Source organism: Pseudomonas viciae, assembly GCF_004786035.1.
Lineage (GTDB): Bacteria > Pseudomonadota > Gammaproteobacteria > Pseudomonadales > Pseudomonadaceae > Aquipseudomonas > Aquipseudomonas viciae.
In genome coordinates, this window is record NZ_CP035088.1 from 6,040,802 (window position 1) to 6,058,304 (window position 17,503).

At 57.4% G+C, this 17,503-nt stretch carries 17 protein-coding genes, 2 tRNA genes and 1 rRNA gene; 9 read left to right on the top strand and 11 right to left on the bottom strand.

The annotated features are described in order from the left end of the window. Positions 1-26: 26 nt before the first annotated feature. From EPZ47_RS26900 to tyrS, 4 genes are all read right to left on the bottom strand, one after another. Positions 27-102: transfer RNA gene (locus EPZ47_RS26900), tRNA-Ala, on the bottom strand. A gap of 30 nt (positions 103-132) precedes the next feature. After that, positions 133-209, bottom strand: a tRNA-Ile gene (locus tag EPZ47_RS26905). A gap of 81 nt (positions 210-290) precedes the next feature. Continuing rightward, positions 291-1,827 (bottom strand): 16S ribosomal RNA (locus EPZ47_RS26910). Between the two features lie 551 nt (positions 1,828-2,378). Beyond that, a complete protein-coding gene (tyrS, locus tag EPZ47_RS26920) occupies positions 2,379-3,578 on the bottom strand; it encodes a tyrosine--tRNA ligase (protein ID WP_135847435.1) in 1,200 nt (399 codons plus the stop codon). Positions 3,579-3,788: 210 nt separating this feature from the next. On the opposite strand from tyrS, the gene EPZ47_RS26930 reads away from it, so the two are divergent. Then, the gene (locus EPZ47_RS26930) at positions 3,789-5,207 is read left to right on the top strand and encodes a peptidoglycan DD-metalloendopeptidase family protein (protein WP_135847436.1); all 1,419 of its coding nucleotides are present in this window, start codon (positions 3,789-3,791) and stop codon (positions 5,205-5,207) included. 3 nt (positions 5,208-5,210) lie between these two features. After that, entirely contained in the window at positions 5,211-6,302 is a 1,092-nt protein-coding gene (locus EPZ47_RS26935; RefSeq protein ID WP_135847437.1) for an anhydro-N-acetylmuramic acid kinase, read from the top strand. A gap of 67 nt (positions 6,303-6,369) precedes the next feature. Here EPZ47_RS26935 and erpA read toward each other — a convergent pair whose 3' ends face one another. Next, positions 6,370-6,720: an iron-sulfur cluster insertion protein ErpA gene (gene erpA / locus EPZ47_RS26940; RefSeq protein ID WP_025215766.1), complete on the bottom strand. Its 351-nt coding sequence runs from the start codon at positions 6,718-6,720 to the stop codon at positions 6,370-6,372. Between the two features lie 142 nt (positions 6,721-6,862). Continuing rightward, positions 6,863-7,897, bottom strand: a complete 1,035-nt coding sequence (gene argC, locus EPZ47_RS26945; protein ID WP_135847438.1) for an N-acetyl-gamma-glutamyl-phosphate reductase — start codon at positions 7,895-7,897, stop codon at positions 6,863-6,865. A gap of 134 nt (positions 7,898-8,031) precedes the next feature. Here argC and hemJ point away from each other — a divergent pair, with 134 nt between their 5' ends. The 6 genes from hemJ (at position 8,032) to coq7 (ending at position 12,470) form a co-directional block, all read left to right on the top strand. Beyond that, a complete protein-coding gene (hemJ, locus tag EPZ47_RS26950; protein ID WP_003206117.1) occupies positions 8,032-8,463 on the top strand; it encodes a protoporphyrinogen oxidase HemJ in 432 nt (143 codons plus the stop codon). A gap of 35 nt (positions 8,464-8,498) precedes the next feature. Then, a complete protein-coding gene (locus EPZ47_RS26955) occupies positions 8,499-9,467 on the top strand; it encodes an NAD(P)H-dependent flavin oxidoreductase (RefSeq protein WP_135847439.1) in 969 nt (322 codons plus the stop codon). A 43-nt stretch (positions 9,468-9,510) separates the two neighbouring features. Further along, complete coding sequence (locus tag EPZ47_RS26960) at positions 9,511-10,476, top strand: DUF805 domain-containing protein (protein ID WP_135847440.1); 966 nt, start codon at positions 9,511-9,513, stop codon at positions 10,474-10,476. 62 nt (positions 10,477-10,538) lie between these two features. Further along, positions 10,539-11,327 carry an SDR family NAD(P)-dependent oxidoreductase gene (locus EPZ47_RS26965; protein WP_135847441.1) on the top strand — a complete coding sequence of 263 codons (789 nt, stop codon included), beginning with the start codon at positions 10,539-10,541 and terminating at the stop codon, positions 11,325-11,327. An 81-nt stretch (positions 11,328-11,408) separates the two neighbouring features. Then, the gene (locus tag EPZ47_RS26970) at positions 11,409-11,747 is read left to right on the top strand and encodes a histidine triad nucleotide-binding protein (protein ID WP_092455626.1); all 339 of its coding nucleotides are present in this window, start codon (positions 11,409-11,411) and stop codon (positions 11,745-11,747) included. Between the two features lie 75 nt (positions 11,748-11,822). Then, the gene (gene coq7, locus EPZ47_RS26975) at positions 11,823-12,470 is read left to right on the top strand and encodes a 2-polyprenyl-3-methyl-6-methoxy-1,4-benzoquinone monooxygenase (RefSeq protein WP_135847442.1); all 648 of its coding nucleotides are present in this window, start codon (positions 11,823-11,825) and stop codon (positions 12,468-12,470) included. Between the two features lie 100 nt (positions 12,471-12,570). Here the strand turns inward: coq7 and speD are convergent, their stop codons facing one another. Together speD and EPZ47_RS26985 are read right to left on the bottom strand one after the other, a co-directional pair. Further along, positions 12,571-13,365, bottom strand: coding sequence for an adenosylmethionine decarboxylase (gene speD, locus EPZ47_RS26980; protein WP_135847443.1), 795 nt, complete (start codon positions 13,363-13,365; stop codon positions 12,571-12,573). A gap of 238 nt (positions 13,366-13,603) precedes the next feature. Then, entirely contained in the window at positions 13,604-14,026 is a 423-nt protein-coding gene (locus EPZ47_RS26985) for an OsmC family protein (RefSeq protein ID WP_003206127.1), read from the bottom strand. 243 nt (positions 14,027-14,269) lie between these two features. Between EPZ47_RS26985 and crp the strand changes: the two genes are divergently transcribed. Beyond that, positions 14,270-14,914, top strand: coding sequence for a cAMP-activated global transcriptional regulator CRP (crp, locus tag EPZ47_RS26990; protein WP_135847444.1), 645 nt, complete (start codon positions 14,270-14,272; stop codon positions 14,912-14,914). Here the strand turns inward: crp and EPZ47_RS26995 are convergent. Genes EPZ47_RS26995 through trpD form a run of 3 tightly spaced genes read right to left on the bottom strand, consistent with a single transcriptional unit; the run spans position 14,911 to position 17,499 of the window. Beyond that, a complete protein-coding gene (locus EPZ47_RS26995; protein WP_135847445.1) occupies positions 14,911-15,612 on the bottom strand; it encodes a lipoate--protein ligase family protein in 702 nt (233 codons plus the stop codon). The genes crp and EPZ47_RS26995 overlap by 4 nt on opposite strands. A 4-nt stretch (positions 15,613-15,616) precedes the next feature. After that, complete coding sequence (gene trpC / locus EPZ47_RS27000; protein ID WP_135847446.1) at positions 15,617-16,453, bottom strand: indole-3-glycerol phosphate synthase TrpC; 837 nt, start codon at positions 16,451-16,453, stop codon at positions 15,617-15,619. Then, positions 16,450-17,499: an anthranilate phosphoribosyltransferase gene (gene trpD, locus EPZ47_RS27005; RefSeq protein WP_135847447.1), complete on the bottom strand. Its 1,050-nt coding sequence runs from the start codon at positions 17,497-17,499 to the stop codon at positions 16,450-16,452. The genes trpC and trpD overlap by 4 nt, the downstream gene beginning before the upstream one ends. Between the last annotated feature and the right edge of the window lie 4 nt (positions 17,500-17,503).

Genomic DNA, 17,503 nt, shown 5'->3' on the forward strand with positions numbered 1-17,503 from the left:
TAAGCTTTATACAATCGAAGCAGTAGTGGTGGAGCCAAGCGGGATCGAACCGCTGACCTCCTGCGTGCAAGGCAGGCGCTCTCCCAGCTGAGCTATGGCCCCGTATTTCTACAGGCGTTTCCCACACAAAATTGGTGGGTCTGGGCAGATTCGAACTGCCGACCTCACCCTTATCAGGGGTGCGCTCTAACCAACTGAGCTACAGACCCAATTTCGGGCTGCTTCTTTCGTCTTCTTCAATGAATCAAGCAATTCGTGTGGGAGCTCATGGAGCAGCTGCGGTCGTCGATTAAGGAGGTGATCCAGCCGCAGGTTCCCCTACGGCTACCTTGTTACGACTTCACCCCAGTCATGAATCACACCGTGGTAACCGTCCCCCCGAAGGTTAGACTAGCTACTTCTGGTGCAACCCACTCCCATGGTGTGACGGGCGGTGTGTACAAGGCCCGGGAACGTATTCACCGCGACATTCTGATTCGCGATTACTAGCGATTCCGACTTCACGCAGTCGAGTTGCAGACTGCGATCCGGACTACGATCGGTTTTGTGGGATTAGCTCCACCTCGCGGCTTGGCAACCCTCTGTACCGACCATTGTAGCACGTGTGTAGCCCAGGCCGTAAGGGCCATGATGACTTGACGTCATCCCCACCTTCCTCCGGTTTGTCACCGGCAGTCTCCTTAGAGTGCCCACCATTACGTGCTGGTAACTAAGGACAAGGGTTGCGCTCGTTACGGGACTTAACCCAACATCTCACGACACGAGCTGACGACAGCCATGCAGCACCTGTCTCAATGTTCCCGAAGGCACCAATCCATCTCTGGAAAGTTCATTGGATGTCAAGGCCTGGTAAGGTTCTTCGCGTTGCTTCGAATTAAACCACATGCTCCACCGCTTGTGCGGGCCCCCGTCAATTCATTTGAGTTTTAACCTTGCGGCCGTACTCCCCAGGCGGTCAACTTAATGCGTTAGCTGCGCCACTAAGAGCTCAAGGCTCCCAACGGCTAGTTGACATCGTTTACGGCGTGGACTACCAGGGTATCTAATCCTGTTTGCTCCCCACGCTTTCGCACCTCAGTGTCAGTATCAGTCCAGGTGGTCGCCTTCGCCACTGGTGTTCCTTCCTATATCTACGCATTTCACCGCTACACAGGAAATTCCACCACCCTCTACCATACTCTAGCTCGACAGTTTTGAATGCAGTTCCCAGGTTGAGCCCGGGGATTTCACATCCAACTTAACGAACCACCTACGCGCGCTTTACGCCCAGTAATTCCGATTAACGCTTGCACCCTCTGTATTACCGCGGCTGCTGGCACAGAGTTAGCCGGTGCTTATTCTGTCGGTAACGTCAAGACAGTCACGTATTAAGTAACTGCCCTTCCTCCCAACTTAAAGTGCTTTACAATCCGAAGACCTTCTTCACACACGCGGCATGGCTGGATCAGGCTTTCGCCCATTGTCCAATATTCCCCACTGCTGCCTCCCGTAGGAGTCTGGACCGTGTCTCAGTTCCAGTGTGACTGATCATCCTCTCAGACCAGTTACGGATCGTCGCCTTGGTGAGCCATTACCCCACCAACTAGCTAATCCGACCTAGGCTCATCTGATAGCGCAAGGCCCGAAGGTCCCCTGCTTTCTCCCGTAGGACGTATGCGGTATTAGCGTCCGTTTCCGAGCGTTATCCCCCACTACCAGGCAGATTCCTAGGCATTACTCACCCGTCCGCCGCTCTCAAGAGGTGCAAGCACCTCTCTACCGCTCGACTTGCATGTGTTAGGCCTGCCGCCAGCGTTCAATCTGAGCCATGATCAAACTCTTCAGTTCAAACATCTTTGGGTTTTGAGAAAACCCTAAACTTGGCTCAGCAATCGTTGGTTACATCTTTGATTTCTCGCGGAGTAACTTGTGATGCTGATAATCTGTTGACTAGCAGTCTGACTCCACAAGCACCCACACGAATTGCTTGATTCAGTTGTTAAAGAGCGGTTGGTTAAGATCTTTCGTCTCAACCGAGGCGCGCATTCTACAGCGCCCCGTGTATCTGTCAAGCGGTTATTTTAAGAAGTTTTCAAAGTTTCCTTTGCAACTTCAACCACTTGCGCTTCCGATCTCTCGTTAGCGGGAGGCGAATTCTACAGCGTTACTCGCTGCTGTCAACACCTCTTTTTCTCCGCTTTCGACCGAGACGATCGAACCGCTGACAAGGCCAAACAACACTGCCTTATCAACTCCTTCCTGGCTTCGATGAACTGAAGCCCGACACCTTCAAAACAATGGTAACTCATTGAAACTCAAGGAGTTTTCCGTTTCGACTGCGCCGGAAGTGGGGCGAATTATAGACGTCCAGAATTTGCCGTCAACACCTATTTTCAGCTTTATTCGGATTTCAGCGTAATCCGCGCGAAAGCCTTCTTGCCGGCCTGACATACATGAGTGGAACCCAGCTCATACATATAGGTGCGATCCACAACCTCACCATCTATACGCACACCGCCCGACCCAAGGAGATCTCGCGCCACTGCCGAATTCTTGACCAGACCTGCTTTATTAAGGACTGCCGCGATCGGCATATCCTCGACAGCAGTCAGCTCGATCTCCGGCAGATCATCCGGCAGCTCGCCATCCTTCATACGATTGCCCGCCGCACGGTGAGCGTTGGCCGCAGCCTCCTCACCATGGAAACGAGCAACGATTTCTTCGGCCAGCTTGATCTTGATGTCCCGCGGATTAGCCCCCGCCTCGACATCAGCGCGGAACGCATTGATCTCGTCCATGGAGCGGAAGCTCAACAACTCGAAGTAACGCCACATCAGCACATCCGGAATGGAGACCAGCTTGCTGTACATGACGCCTGGCGCTTCCTGGATGCCGACGTAGTTGCCCAACGACTTGGACATCTTCTTCACGCCATCCAGACCTTCCAGCAATGGCATGGTCAGGATGCACTGAGCCTCCTGACCATATCCGCGCTGCAACTCACGCCCCATTAACAGGTTGAACTTCTGGTCCGTACCACCGAGCTCAACGTCCGCTCGCAACGCGACGGAGTCGTAACCCTGTACAAGCGGATAGAGGAATTCATGAATGGCGATTGGCTGATTGGTTTTATAGCGCTTATCGAAGTCGTCGCGCTCGAGCATACGAGCTACGGTGTACTGGGAAGTCAGGCGAATGAAATCCGCCGGCCCCATCTGATCCATCCAAGTGGAGTTGAAAGCCACCTCGGTCTTGGCCGGATCAAGAATCTTGAAGACCTGAGTCTTGTAGGTCTCGGCGTTATCGAGAACCTGCTCGCGAGTCAGCGGAGGGCGCGTAGCACTCTTTCCACTCGGATCACCGATCATCCCGGTGAAGTCACCTATAAGGAAGATGACCTGGTGCCCCAGATCCTGGAACTGACGCAGCTTATTAATAAGCACGGTATGACCCAGGTGCAGATCAGGCGCCGTCGGATCGAAACCAGCCTTGATACGCAGCGGCTGCCCGCGCTTGAGCTTCTCGATCAGCTCGGACTCGACCAATAGTTCTTCCGCACCACGTTTGATCAGCGCTAGCTGCTCTTCAACCGACTTCATAACAGACCCGCAAGGCTCAGATTCAAAGGGCCCCAACCATACAAGATCGCGTACCAAATACAAGGTTTGCCCGGCACACGGACGCCAATCCACAGACAGAGCGTCTGCGGGCTTGCTTCGCAGGGGATTTGGTTATATTTTATACAGTTATTTCATCTTCATCATGTCATTCATCTTTTCCAATTCATCTTTTCAAAAGTCAAATTACTTATGACCACAGAACCGTCTAAAGCGCCGCCGCTTTACCCAAAGACCCACCTGCTTGCCGCAAGTGGCATCGCAGCTCTCCTTAGCCTGGCGCTCCTGGTGTTTCCTTCCAGCGATGTTGAAGCCAAAAAGACGACTCTGAGTCTTGAACTGGAAAGCCCTGCTGAACAACTGACACAAGATCAAGACGCTGCCGAAGCCGTCCAAGCCACAAACGAGCCGGCCGTGCCCCCCTTCGCGCAGATTGAAAACACCCCCGAAGACACCACCGAGGCCGCTCAGGCAGAGCCACCAGTTGTTGTAGAAGAAAAGAAAGGCCCGGACCACCGCGAAGTCATTGTCGCCAAGGGCGATACGCTCTCCACCCTCTTCGAAAAGGTTGGCCTGCCTTCGACTTCAGTTCACGAAATCCTGGCCAGCGACAAGCAAGCCAAACAGTTCACCCAACTGCAGCGCGGCCAGAAACTCGAATTCGAACTCACTCCAGACGGACAGCTGACCAATCTGCACACCAAGCTGAGCGACCTGGAAAGCATCACCCTGACCAAAAATGACAAGGGTTATGTATTCAACCGCGTTACCGCCAAGCCCACTGTGCGCTCGGCTTACGTCCATGGCGTCATCAACAGCTCACTGTCGCAGTCGGCCGCTCGCGCAGGCCTTTCCCATAGCCTGACGATGGACATGGCCAGCGTGTTTGGCTACGACATCGACTTCGCCCAGGATATTCGTCAGGGCGACGAATTCGATGTCATCTATGAGCAGAAAGTGGTCAATGGGAAGAGCGTCGGCAACGGTCCGATCCTTTCCGCGCGCTTCACCAACCGCGGCAAAACCTACACCGCAGTGCGCTACACCAACAAACAAGGCAACAGCAGCTATTACACCGCCGATGGCAACAGCATGCGCAAGGCATTCATCCGTACGCCGGTTGATTTTGCCCGCATCAGCTCAAGATTCTCCGCAGGCCGCAAACACCCGATCCTGAACAAGATCCGGGCGCACAAAGGCGTCGACTATGCAGCCCCCCGCGGCACGCCAATCAAGGCTGCCGGCGACGGCAAAGTATTGCTGGCCGGACGCCGTGGTGGCTATGGCAATACCGTGATCATCCAGCACGGCAACACCTACCGCACGCTGTACGGCCACATGCAGGGCTTCGCCAAAGGCGTGAAGACCGGTGGCAGCGTCAAGCAAGGCCAGGTTATCGGGTATATCGGCACTACCGGCCTGTCCACAGGACCGCACCTGCACTATGAGTTCCAGGTCAACGGCGTTCACGTCGATCCGCTTGGCCAGAAACTGCCGATGGCCGATCCGATTGCCAAAGCCGAGCGCGCTCGATTCCTGGCCCAAAGCCAACCATTGATGGCTCGCATGGATCAAGAGAAGGCCACGATGCTGGCTTCGAGCAAGCGCTAAGCCATGACGTTCTATATCGGTGTGATGTCCGGGACCAGCCTGGATGGCTTGGATATCGCACTGATCGAACTGACCCCGGCGATCAAACTGATCGCCACGCACTACATCCCCATGCCCGCCTCCCTGCGCACCGAATTGCTCGGCTTGTGCAGCAGTGGGCCCGATGAAATTGCCCGCTCCGCCATTGCCCAACAGAATTGGGTAACGCTGGCCGCCCAGGGCATCCACACCCTCCTCAATGAACAGAAGCTCAAGCCTGAAAACGTAGCGGCGATTGGCAGCCATGGCCAGACCATTCGTCACGAACCGGCCCGGGGCTTTACCGTGCAGATCGGCAATCCCGCACTGCTGAGCGAATTGACCGGCATCACCATCGTCAGCGACTTCCGCAGTCGTGACATAGCGGCGGGCGGGCAAGGTGCTCCTCTGGTTCCGGCGTTCCATGAGGCACTGTTCGAAGAACGAGCCGGCAATCGCGCCGTGCTGAATGTCGGCGGTTTCAGCAATCTGAGCCTGATAGAACCCGGAAAACCCGTGGCGGGTTTCGATTGTGGTCCCGGCAATGTACTGCTCGATGCCTGGATACACCAACAACAGGGCGAGCACTTCGATCGCGACGGCCAATGGGCTGCCAGCGGGCAAGTCGAACCGGCTTTGCTCAAGGAACTGCTCAGCGACCCCTTCTTTGTCACCAAGGGTCCGAAAAGTACCGGGCGCGAAGTATTCAACCTGCCTTGGCTGACCCAGCACTTGTCCCACCTGCCAGCTTTTGCCCCCGAAAACGTACAGGCAACGCTGCTCGAACTGACAGCGCTGACCATCGTCGAGTCGCTGCAGCATGCCCAGCCCGATACTCAGGAGTTGTTGGTTTGCGGTGGCGGCGCGCACAACCAGACACTGATGAGGCGTCTAGCCGAGTTGCTGCCAAACGCCAAAGTCAGCAGCACTGCGGTGTACGGCGTAGACCCGGACTGGGTTGAAGCCATGGCTTTCGCCTGGCTGGCCCACTGCTGCCTCGCCGGTATTCCAGCGAATCGCCCAAGTGTCACTGGCGCCCGGGGCTTGCGTGTACTCGGCGCCATCTATCCCGCCTGAATCAATAATCCCGGACAGCAAAACGCCGCAGAGCCGTAAGGCACTGCGGCGTTTTTTATTGAGGCTGTCAGATCGAGAAAGAAGAACCGCAGCCGCAGGTTGTGGTGGCATTCGGGTTCTTGATCACGAAACGCGACCCTTCCAAACCTTCCTGATAATCCACCTCGGCACCCGCCAGGTACTGGAAACTCATCGGATCGACTACCAGGCTGACCCCTTCGCGCTCGACGATGGTGTCATCTTCGGCCACTTCCTCATCGAAAGTGAAGCCGTATTGAAAACCCGAACAACCACCGCCCGTCACGAATACGCGCAGCTTCAAACGATCATTGCCCTCTTCATCGACCAGGCTCTTCACCTTGTGCGCGGCACCGTGGGTGAATTGCAAAGCCATGGGGGTGAAGGTTTCGACGCTCATGCTGAATATCTCCCGGCGCTAACGCCGCCATAATGCGTAATGGCGGGCATTATCCGCTTCTCCTACAAAATCGGTCAACTATTTAGAAGACCAGCGCCAAGCTCCACGCTTGAAGCTCCGGACTTGAAGCCGGTGGCTGCTGTTAAGGCAACATCCCCGCATGGGACAGGCCCAGACGCTCATCCAGCCCGAACAGGATGTTCAGGTTCTGCACCGCCTGGCCCGACGCGCCCTTGACCAGATTATCGATGACCGACAGCACCACTACCAGGTCACCATCCTGCGGACGATGCACCGCAATCCGGCAAACGTTCGCTCCGCGCACGCTACGGGTTTCCGGATGGCTGCCGGCCGGCATCACGTCGACGAACGGTTCGTTGGCATAACGCTTTTCAAACAACGCCTGCAGGTCCACCGAGCGATCGACAACCGTTGCGTAAAGAGTGGAGTGGATGCCACGAATCATCGGCGTCAGGTGCGGCACGAACGTCAGGCCGACGTCCTTGCCCGCTGCCCGACGCAACCCCTGGCGAATTTCCGGCAGGTGACGGTGCCCCTTGACCGCGTAGGCCTTCATGCTTTCCGAGGTCTCGGAGTACAGCGAACCGACACTGGCGCCACGTCCAGCACCACTGACACCGGATTTGCAGTCAGCGATCAGGCGCGAAGTATCGGCGAGGCCGGCCTCGAGCAGCGGCAGGAAACCCAACTGCGTTGCAGTCGGATAGCAACCAGGTACGGCGATCAGTCGGGCCTGCTTGATTTTCTCGCGGTTGACTTCCGGCAAGCCATAGACCGCCTCGTCCAGCAGCTCCGGTGCGCCGTGGGGCTGGCCGTACCATTTGGCCCATTCGTCTGCGTCCTGCAGGCGGAAGTCTGCCGACAGGTCGATGACCTTGGTCCCGGCGGCCAGCAGTTCACCCGCCAGGGCATGGGCGACACCGTGAGGCGTGGCGAAGAACACCACATCGCAAGCGCCGAGGGTCTTGACGTCCGGAACGCTGAACGCCAGGCCATCGTAATGACCGCGCAGGTTCGGATACATGTCGGCGACGGCCAGGCCGGCCTCGGATCGGGAGGTAATGACCACCACCTCAGCTTGCGGATGCTGTGCCAACAGACGCAGCAGTTCGACACCGGTGTAACCCGTGCCGCCGACGATACCGACCTTGACCATAAACCTGCCCTCAACGAACCCACTGGAAAGCCGTCGATAATAGGGGGACCACGGCGCGGCGACAACCGCCAAGGTGACGTGCGGCCGCTCTAACCTCTACTATCGGGCTACCGTGAATCTGGGAATAACTAAAAATGCTCTATCTGTGGCTCAAAGCACTTCACATTGTCAGCATGGTCTGCTGGTTCGCCGGGCTGTTCTACCTGCCCCGCCTGTTTGTCTATCACGCCCAAAGCGAAGACAGCGTCAGCAAGGAGCGCTTCAGCGTCATGGAGCGCAAGTTGTATCGCGGCATCATGGGCCCGGCGATGATCGCCACCCTGGTGTTCGGCATCTGGCTGCTCAGCCTCAACGCCGGCGCATACTTCACCCAAGGCGGCTGGATGCACGCCAAGCTGACCCTGGTGGTGCTACTGATCGGCTATCACCATATGTGCGGCGCCCAGGTGAAGCGCTTCGCCCGTGGCGAAAACACCCGCAGCCATGTCTTTTATCGCTGGTTCAATGAAGTTCCGGTTCTGATATTGCTGGCTATCGTAATTCTGGTTGTGGTTCGGCCGTTCTAACTTCCAATCGGCACTATTTATCCGGGGTACTTCCCATGTCGCTGCCCGCTCTGCTTGAACAACGTTTGCGCCTGCCCGTCGTGGCAGCGCCGATGTTCCTGATTTCCAACCCGCAACTGGTCCTGGCCTGCTGCCGCAACGGCATCGTCGGCAGCTTCCCGGCGTTGAACCAACGCGAAAGCAGTGGTTTCAAGGCTTGGCTTGAGGAAATCGAAGCAGGTCTGGCGGCACTGGAAAATCCGGCACCCTACGCCGTAAACCTGATTGTTCATCACAGCAATCCGCGGCTTCAGGCTGACCTGGCGATCTGCATCGAACATAAGGTGCCGATTGTCATCACCAGCCTGGGTGCGGTGAAAGAGCTGGTAGACGCTGTTCACAGCTATGGCGGCCTGGTGTTCCACGACGTAACCACGCGGCGTCATGCCGAGAAGGCCGCCGAGGCCGGTGTCGATGGTCTGATCGCCGTTGCCGCCGGCGCAGGGGGGCACGCCGGGACCTGGAGCCCGTTCTCGCTGGTTGCCGAGATCCGGCAGTTCTTCGACAAAACCGTGCTGCTTGCAGGATGCCTGAACCACGGCCATCAGATTCTTGCCGCACAGTTACTCGGCGCGGATTTGGCCTACTTCGGGACCCGCTTTATCGGTACGAGCGAAAGCCATGCGCCTGACGCTTATAAAGAGATGTTGCTCACATCCCAAGCCGCAGACATCGTGCATACTCCAGCTGTCTCCGGGGTACCGGCCAGTTTCATGCGCCAGAGCCTGGAAAACGCCGGTTTCGATCTGGCCGCCTTGCAGAACAAAGGCGAGGTGGATTTTGGCTCGAAACTCAAACCGCTTAACGATGAAGCCAAGGCCTGGAAAACCGTGTGGTCCGCAGGCCAGGGCGTGGGTGAAATCCACGATTTACCCAGCGTCGATCAATTGGTCGCACGCCTGGATGAAGAATACCGCCAGGCACAGGCGCGGGCGGTAGAGCTTGGCGGCCAATGGCCTCGCTGAACTAACCCAATAAATTTAACTTTCAGAGACAAGGATGCCGGGCATGAGTGAAACCCGTTTCAATATCGTATTCGACGGAGCCCTGATGCCGGGCGTCGATACCACCACCGCCAAACTCAACCTCGCCGAGCTGTTCAAAAGCGATATCAGCGCCATTGAACGACTGTTCAGTGGCCGCAAGGTGGCGCTTAAAAGCAACCTGTCCCAGAGTGAAGCGCAGAAGTACCTGGAAGCACTCAACAAGAGCGGGATTGATGCACGCATCGAAGCCGAACCCTCCTTGCAGCTGAACCTCGGTGAGGTCCAGGAATCCCCACTGCACCACTCGAACTCGATCGTCGACCCCGTATCACCCTATGCGCCTCCCCGGGCACAGGTCGGTGAAGCGCTTGCCGAGTACAGCACCCTCAAGCCTTTCAGCTTTGAGGGGCGAATCGGGCGCCTGCGATACCTGGCCTGGACCATGGTTTTGACACTGGCCATGATGCCTGTCATCGGCATAGCCTTCTGGTTCAGCCTGACATGGATCCTCGCCTCGAACTCACTGGCGGCAATGATCATCGGCGGACTGCTGGGGGTAGCCATCGCATTGGGCTTTGCCTTTGTGAGCATCCAGTTCAGCGTCCAGCGCCTGCATGACGTCGGCTGGTCCGGGTGGCTGTGGTTGCTCAACCTGGTGCCGTTCGTGGGCAGCATCTTTCCGCTCGTGCTCATATGCACGCCCGGCAATACCGGTGCGAATCGCTATGGTCCTCCACCGCCGCCCAACAGCACTGCGGTCAAGGTTCTTTCGTGGCTGTGGGTCGTCTTGATCGCACTGGTTCTGGTCGGTGCAGTGGCCGGTGCTTTCAGCGGCATCGGAGAAGAGTTGGGCAGCAGCTCCCTGAGTAGCTATGAAAGCAGCTATGAAAGCAGCGAGTCCACCGAAGATACTGCCGAAGAACCCGCCGTAGAGGCAGCCGAGCCCGCTCCGCCTTCTGTAGACTATGAAGAAGAAGAGGAACAATAAGCGCGCTTCATGCCGGTGACAGCCCAGTCCACTGGCGGCGGGCTGTTGCGATGGAGAACTGCATGACCCGTTACGCTCTGATCACTGGCGCCTCCAGCGGCATTGGCCTGGCCATGGCTGAGGCGCTGGCCCGGCGCGGTCGCAACCTGCTACTGGTGGCTCGACAGCGTGATCGGCTGGAAAGTATTGCAATCGAATTGACTCAGCGGTTTGGCGTGGAGGTGTTGTTCCGGGCTTGCGACCTGGGAGAACCGCTGAGACTTTCGGGCTTTCTTCTGGAACTGGAGGAAGGTGAGCGGCAGATCGATCTACTGGTCAATTGCGCCGGTATCGGTACCAGCGGCCCGTTCCTGGGCCAGGACTGGATGACCGAACAGGACCTGATCGAAGTCAACATCCTCGCCCTGACACGTCTTTGTCACGCGGTAGGCAATAGCATGGCACTGCATGGCGGTGGCCAGATCCTCAACGTTGCGTCGATCGCCGCATTCCAGCCTGGGCCCTGGATGAGCACCTATTACGCCAGCAAGGCTTATGTGCTGCACTTCTCCGAAGCCTTGCGGGTCGAACTGAAGAAGTGCGCGATCAAGGTATCGGTACTTTGCCCAGGCCCGACCCGGACAGGCTTTTTCGCCAAGGCACGATTGGATGAGCAAAAAATCAACGACAACAAGTCGACGATGAGTCCGGAGGAAGTTGCCCTATATGCTGTGCGCGCGCTGGACCGCAACCGCGCCATCATCATTCCCGGACGCCGCAATCGCTGGCTGGCCGCGCTACCGCGACTGGGATCGCGAGGACTGGTCCGGACCATCGCCGGCATGGTGAACAAGGCCCACTGCCCTCGCTGATACGCTGGTAGCTGAAAAACCAGGCTCGCCAATCGAACCTTCAGTACACTCGACCTCGACTAACCCAATGGAGAAACAGCTGTGGATACTCTGTTTACCAAGATCATCAACCGGGAGATTCCGGCGAAGATCATTTACGAGGATGACCAGGTCCTGGCCTTCCACGACATTGCCCCGCAAGCCCCCGTGCATTTTCTGGTCATTCCAAAGAAACCGATCCGCACCCTCAATGACCTGACCGAAGAAGACAAAGGTCTGACCGGACACATCCTGTTCACCGCCCAGCGCCTGGCACTCGAGCTGGGGTGCGAGGAAGGGTTTCGCGTGGTGATGAACTGCAATGAACTCGGCGGGCAGACCGTCTATCACATTCATATGCATGTGCTGGGGCAGCGCCAGATGAACTGGCCGCCGGGTTGATAGCCCTGACCCAACGCAAATCTTCAGCGGCCGACTGGGTTAAACTGGCCGCCGTGATTTTTCCCGGAGGTAAGCATGACTACTCAACGTCACTACTCGCCAATTGACCGCCTGCTGCTGCAAGCCGATACCGCGATGCGCACGCTGTTGCCTTTCAGTGGCCAGCCGTTTCGCCCATCACCGGCTATCGTGCAGCCGGACGTGCAACTCAGTGACGAGCAGAGCCGCCACGTCGCAGGCCTGATGCGCATCAACCACACCGGCGAAGTCTGTGCCCAGGCGCTGTATCAGGGCCAGGCGCTGACCGCCAAGCTGCCGAAGGTGCGTGAGGCGATGGAGCATGCCGCCGAGGAAGAAATCGACCATCTGGTCTGGTGCGAGCAGCGCATTCGCCAGCTGGGCAGTCATACCAGCGTCCTGAACCCGTTGTTCTATGGGATGTCATTCGGAATCGGCGCAGTGGCCGGATTGATCAGCGACAAAGTCAGCCTCGGCTTCGTTGCAGCGACCGAGCATCAGGTGTGCAAGCACTTGAATGAACATCTGGAACAACTGCCAGCCGAGGATGAGAAATCCCGGGCGATTCTGGAGCAGATGCGCGAGGACGAGGAACACCATGCCGAGAGTGCCCTTGAGGCCGGTGGTTTTCGTTTTCCGGCACCGGTGAAGTTCGGTATGAGCCTGTTGGCCAAGGTCATGACCAAGAGCACTTATCGGATCTGATCACGAAAGTGGAGTTAAACACCACGGGATCAAAGGCAATTTGGCATCCAAAAAAAAGGCGACTACCCACTGGGTAGTCGCCTTTTTTATGCTCGAAACTTCAGCGCGGCATGTTACGTGCGTAGAAGATTTCCAGCATTTCGTGTTTCACACGCTCTTCCACCTGGTCGCGCTGTTCAGTGGACAGGTTGCTGGTGGCATCGCCGAACAGATAGTTATCCAGTTCGAAGTCTTTGAGCAGCATTTTGGTGTGGAACAGGTTTTCCTGATACACGTTCACGTCGGTCATCTGGTACGCATCGCGCGTATCTTCAGACAGGTAGTTCTGGATCGAATTGATCTCGTGATCAATAAAATGCTTGTGGCCTTCAACGTCGCGGGTAAACCCACGCACGCGGTAATCCACAGTCACGATGTCCGACTCGAATTGGTGAATCAGGAAGTTGAGCGCCTTGAGCGGTGAAATAACACCACAGGTCGACACATCGATGTCCACACGGAACGTCGCAATGCCATCTACCGGGTGTATTTCCGGGTAGGTATGTACCGTGATGTGGCTCTTGTCGAGGTGGGCCAGGATGATTTCGGGCAACGGGCCCGGGGACTCTTCGATCTGGCTGTCGGTCGGCGTCACCGGCTCTTCCGAGATCAGAATGGTCACGCTGGCACCTTGGGGTTCATAGTCCTGACTGGCGATGTTCAGGATGTTGGCACCAATGATATCGACAACTTCCGTGAGGATCTGCGTGAGGCGCTTGGCGTTGTACTCTTTATTGATGTACTCGACGTAGGCCTGCTGGTCTTGCGGAGTCTCCGCATAGCAGATGTCATAGATGTTGAAGCTCAAGGTCTTTGTCAGGTTATTGAACCCATGGAGCTTGAGTTTGCTTTTCACCGTTTGAAAACTCTCTATGTATTGCGGCCTGGCCGCGTGATCAAGCATGCCCGTCAGATGCGAACGACGCACCTGCGTAGGACGGTTAACACCTCTTCGCGATGGCGATTTTGGTTGTCTGTCCAGACAAGGACCGGTCAAACGACCGATCTCTGCCCTGAAAAAAGTGGCGCATTATGCAGACGTCGGCTTCTGATCGCCAGAGCTTGCACTGCTTTTATGATGGTTGGATGTCGATTCAACCCAATTCGATGATTTCATAATCGTGGGTGATTTCAACGCCGGCAGCGCCGAGCATGATGGACGCCGAGCAATATTTTTCGGCGGACAGCTCAATGGCGCGCTTGACCTGGGCTTCCTTCAGCGCTCGTCCCTTCACCACGAAGTGCATGTGAATCTTGGTGAACACTTTCGGGTCTTCGGTGGCGCGCTCCGCCTCCAGGAAGGCTTCGCAGCTTTCGACGGCCTGGCGGGACTTCTTGAGAATGCTGACCACGTCGAAGTTACTGCAACCGCCCACGCCCAGCAGAAGCATTTCCATTGGCCGAACACCCAGGTTGCGACCACCGGCTTCCGGCGGACCGTCCATGACCACCACATGACCGCTGCCTGATTCACCGAGGAACATGGCTTCGCCAGCCCATTGGATGCGTGCCTTCATCGCCAAGACTCCACTGTTAAAAAGGGGGCGCCAGCTTAGCACAGCCCTCGTCGTGTCAGCCTCTGCAGTAGGGCCTCTGCAGTAGGACAGCCAGACACATGCATGTAGGTAAATTCTCAAATCAATTGGGGATGCCTCTGTTAAGCTGGCCCAGCTCGCTGGCGTATGGCCAGCTATTGCGATTGTCATCGCGCCCATAAGAAAACCAAACCACCACACCGCGCAGTCTTTCGGGATACAACCATGGTTGCCATTACTCCCACGCTCAAGATCAAGAATCTCGACAAGCTCCTGATGCATTGTCAGCGTCGTCGCTATCCCGCCAAGCACAATATCATTTGCGCAGGCGATCGCTCAGACGCGCTGTTCTTCATCATCAAGGGATCGGTCACTATCCTGATCGAGGATGACGATGGGCGGGAAATGATCATCGCCTATCTCAATTCGGGGGATTTTTTTGGCGAACTGGGGTTGTTCGAGCAGGCCGGCAAAGAGCAAGTACGCAGTGCCTGGGTACGCGCCAAGATCGAATGTGAGGTAGCGGAAATCAGCTACAGCAAATTCCGGGAACTGTCTGTGCAAGACCCGGACATTCTTTACGTCCTCAGCGGACAAATCGCACAGCGCCTGCGCAACACCACACGCAAGGTGGGCGACCTGGCCTTCTTCGACGTGACCGGTCGCGTCGCCCGCTGCCTGCTGGAACTGTGCAAGCAACCCGATGCCATGACCCACCCGGACGGCATGCAAATCAAAGTGACCCGCCAGGAAATCGGCCGGATTGTCGGTTGCTCTCGGGAAATGGTCGGTCGGGTGCTCAAGGACCTGGAGGAGCGCAACCTGGTCAGCGTCAAAGGCAAGACCATGGTGGTGTTCGGAACGCGTTAGGCCCCAGGTAACGTGGTCAGCAATTGCCGGTACAACGTCTCGAGCCGCACCAGCGCGTGCGGGGCCGGGAATTTTTCATGCAAGGCGATGTGGCTCTCGGCCCGCACGCGCTGCTCCAGACCACAGGCCTCATTGAAACGATTGACCGCAGCCACCATGGATTCGCGCTCGTTCTCCAGTAACAGCGCGCCATGTACCAGGCCCACCGGGCGTTGACCGCCCTTGCTCTGGCGCCAGCGCTGGGCGGTACCGACCATTTTCCGGCCGTCGAGATTGACGTTGAACCGCCCGTCGCAAAACGCGCCCTCCACCTCCCCCAACGAAGCGACTCCGCCCAACTCATCCAGCAACTGACAGATGGGATCACACAACCGGCGATACGCGGTTTCAATCCGTCCATGATCGCCTTCGCTGCGCGGTGGTGCGTAGACCAGGGCGATATTGACCGTGGCGGCGGACTGCGGCACCGGTTCGCCGCCTGTTTCGCGCAGCAGCACCGGCCAGCCATTGGCGGCCGAGACCTCACAGGCGTATTCGAACCCCGGCAAGCGACTTAAGCGGCGTGGCATGACCAGCGCACGGTCATTGGGCTGCCAGAACAACAAGCCGAATTCAGCCTCACCCGCACAGATGCTAGCCAGCAGATCCTGTTCGGCTTGCAGGCCGGCTTCGACGGTCAGGGCAATCACGGGCGGCATTTAATCAGTCCAGTGTCGAACCGCTTACCGGGAGGCCACGTTCAGGAAAGAACAATCGTTGCAGTTCCGTGCCCGGGCTTTCGGCTCGCATGAACGCTTCGCCCACCAGGAATGAGTACACGTCGCTGACTTCCATCAGCTCGACATCGGCCCGGTTGAGGATGCCACTTTCGGTGATGACCAGGCGATCACGTGGGATCCGCGGCAGCAGGTCCAGGGTGGTTTCCAGGTTGACTTCGAAGGTGTGCAGATTGCGGTTGTTCACACCGACCAGTGGGGTATCCAGGGTTTTCAAGGCCCGCTCCAACTCGTCGCCGTCATGGACTTCCACCAATACGTCCAGGCCCACGCCTTTGGCGACTGCCGCCAGCTCGGCCATTTTCACGTCGTCGAGGGCGGAAACGATCAACAACACGCAATCGGCACCGAGGGCGCGGGCCTCAATGATCTGATACGGGTCGATCATGAAATCCTTGCGGATCACCGGCAGCTTGCACGCCGCCCGCGCCTGCTTGAGGTAGTCGTCGGCGCCTTGGAAAAAGTCAATGTCGGTCAGCACCGAGAGGCAGGTCGCCCCACCCTTCTCGTAGCTTTTGGCGATGTCGGCCGGCACGAAGTGCTCACGAATCACACCTTTGCTGGGGGAGGCCTTTTTGATTTCGGCAATCACGGCCGGCTGTTTTTTCTTCGCCTGATCGATCAGCGCCTTGGCAAAGCCGCGGGGCGCATCCGCTGAACGCACGAGGTTTTCCAGCTCCGTCAGACTGACTCGAGCGCTGCGCTCGGCCACTTCCTCAGCCTTGCGAGCCAGAATTTTTTCCAGGACCGTTGGCACGCTCATCCTTCGTTCTCCACTTTGAATACGGCGGTAAATGCACCCAACTCTTCGAGTTTTTCCCTGGCCAAGCCAGTGTGCAACGCATCATGGGCCAGTTCCACGCCTTGCTTGAGGCTGCTGGCGTGGTCGGCGGCGTACAACGCAGCGCCGGCATTGAGCACGATCATCTCAGCGGCTTTCTGGCCATTCTCGGTCTTGCGGCGACCCAAGGCATCGCGAATCAGTTCCAGCGACTGGGCCGGACTGTCAACCGCCAGGCCGTGCAGGCTCTGGCTTTTCATGCCCAGGTCTTCTGGTTCGACCCAATACTCGCTGATCTGATCATTTTTTAATTCAGCCACGAATGTGGGTGCCGCCAGACTGAACTCATCCAAGCCGTCCTTCGAGTGGACCACCAGCACGTGCTTGCTGCCCAGACGTTGCAGGACTTCTGCCAACGGCCGGCACAGCGCCTGGCTGAACACGCCCACCACCTGATGTTTCACGCCAGCCGGATTCGTAAGCGGGCCGAGCATGTTGAACATCGTACGCAGGCCCAACTCACGACGCGGTGCCGCAGCGTGCTTCATGGCACTGTGATGGGTCTGGGCAAACATGAACCCGATGCCGACATTATCAATGCAGCGTGCTACCTGGACCGGGGTCAGGTTCAAGTAGATGCCGGCCGCCTCCAGCAAGTCGGCACTGCCACTCTTGCCCGAAACTGCGCGATTGCCGTGTTTGGCAACAGTGCAGCCGGCCGCCGCGACCACGAACGCCGACGCGGTGGAAACGTTGAAAATATTGGCGCCATCACCGCCGGTCCCGACCACATCCACCACGCCGTCCAGGGTCTTGAGCTCGACCTTGTCCGCCAGCTCGCGCATCGCCGAAACCGCACCGACGATTTCATCGATGCTCTCGCTCTTCATGCGCATGGCCATCATGAAAGCGCCAATCTGCGCATCCGTGCATTGTCCGGTCATGATTTCGCGCATCACGTCGCGCATCTCGTCAGTGCTCAGGTCGAGATGGCCGACGATACGGCTCAGGGCTGTCTTGATATCCATAAAA

Excerpts from the sequence above, each read along its gene's own strand:
- tyrS (WP_135847435.1), bottom strand. The coding sequence starts at position 3,578 with ATGAAGTCGGTTGAAGAGCAGCTAGCGCTGATCAAACGTGGTGCGGAA.
- EPZ47_RS26930 (WP_135847436.1), top strand. The coding sequence starts at position 3,789 with ATGACCACAGAACCGTCTAAAGCGCCGCCGCTTTACCCAAAGACCCAC.
- EPZ47_RS26935 (WP_135847437.1), top strand. The coding sequence starts at position 5,211 with ATGACGTTCTATATCGGTGTGATGTCCGGGACCAGCCTGGATGGCTTG.
- erpA (WP_025215766.1), bottom strand. The coding sequence starts at position 6,720 with ATGAGCGTCGAAACCTTCACCCCCATGGCTTTGCAATTCACCCACGGT.
- argC (WP_135847438.1), bottom strand. The coding sequence starts at position 7,897 with ATGGTCAAGGTCGGTATCGTCGGCGGCACGGGTTACACCGGTGTCGAA.
- hemJ (WP_003206117.1), top strand. The coding sequence starts at position 8,032 with ATGCTCTATCTGTGGCTCAAAGCACTTCACATTGTCAGCATGGTCTGC.
- EPZ47_RS26955 (WP_135847439.1), top strand. The coding sequence starts at position 8,499 with ATGTCGCTGCCCGCTCTGCTTGAACAACGTTTGCGCCTGCCCGTCGTG.
- EPZ47_RS26960 (WP_135847440.1), top strand. The coding sequence starts at position 9,511 with ATGAGTGAAACCCGTTTCAATATCGTATTCGACGGAGCCCTGATGCCG.
- EPZ47_RS26965 (WP_135847441.1), top strand. The coding sequence starts at position 10,539 with ATGACCCGTTACGCTCTGATCACTGGCGCCTCCAGCGGCATTGGCCTG.
- coq7 (WP_135847442.1), top strand. The coding sequence starts at position 11,823 with ATGACTACTCAACGTCACTACTCGCCAATTGACCGCCTGCTGCTGCAA.
- EPZ47_RS26985 (WP_003206127.1), bottom strand. The coding sequence starts at position 14,026 with ATGAAGGCACGCATCCAATGGGCTGGCGAAGCCATGTTCCTCGGTGAA.
- crp (WP_135847444.1), top strand. The coding sequence starts at position 14,270 with ATGGTTGCCATTACTCCCACGCTCAAGATCAAGAATCTCGACAAGCTC.
- EPZ47_RS26995 (WP_135847445.1), bottom strand. The coding sequence starts at position 15,612 with ATGCCGCCCGTGATTGCCCTGACCGTCGAAGCCGGCCTGCAAGCCGAA.
- trpC (WP_135847446.1), bottom strand. The coding sequence starts at position 16,453 with ATGAGCGTGCCAACGGTCCTGGAAAAAATTCTGGCTCGCAAGGCTGAG.
- trpD (WP_135847447.1), bottom strand. The coding sequence starts at position 17,499 with ATGGATATCAAGACAGCCCTGAGCCGTATCGTCGGCCATCTCGACCTG.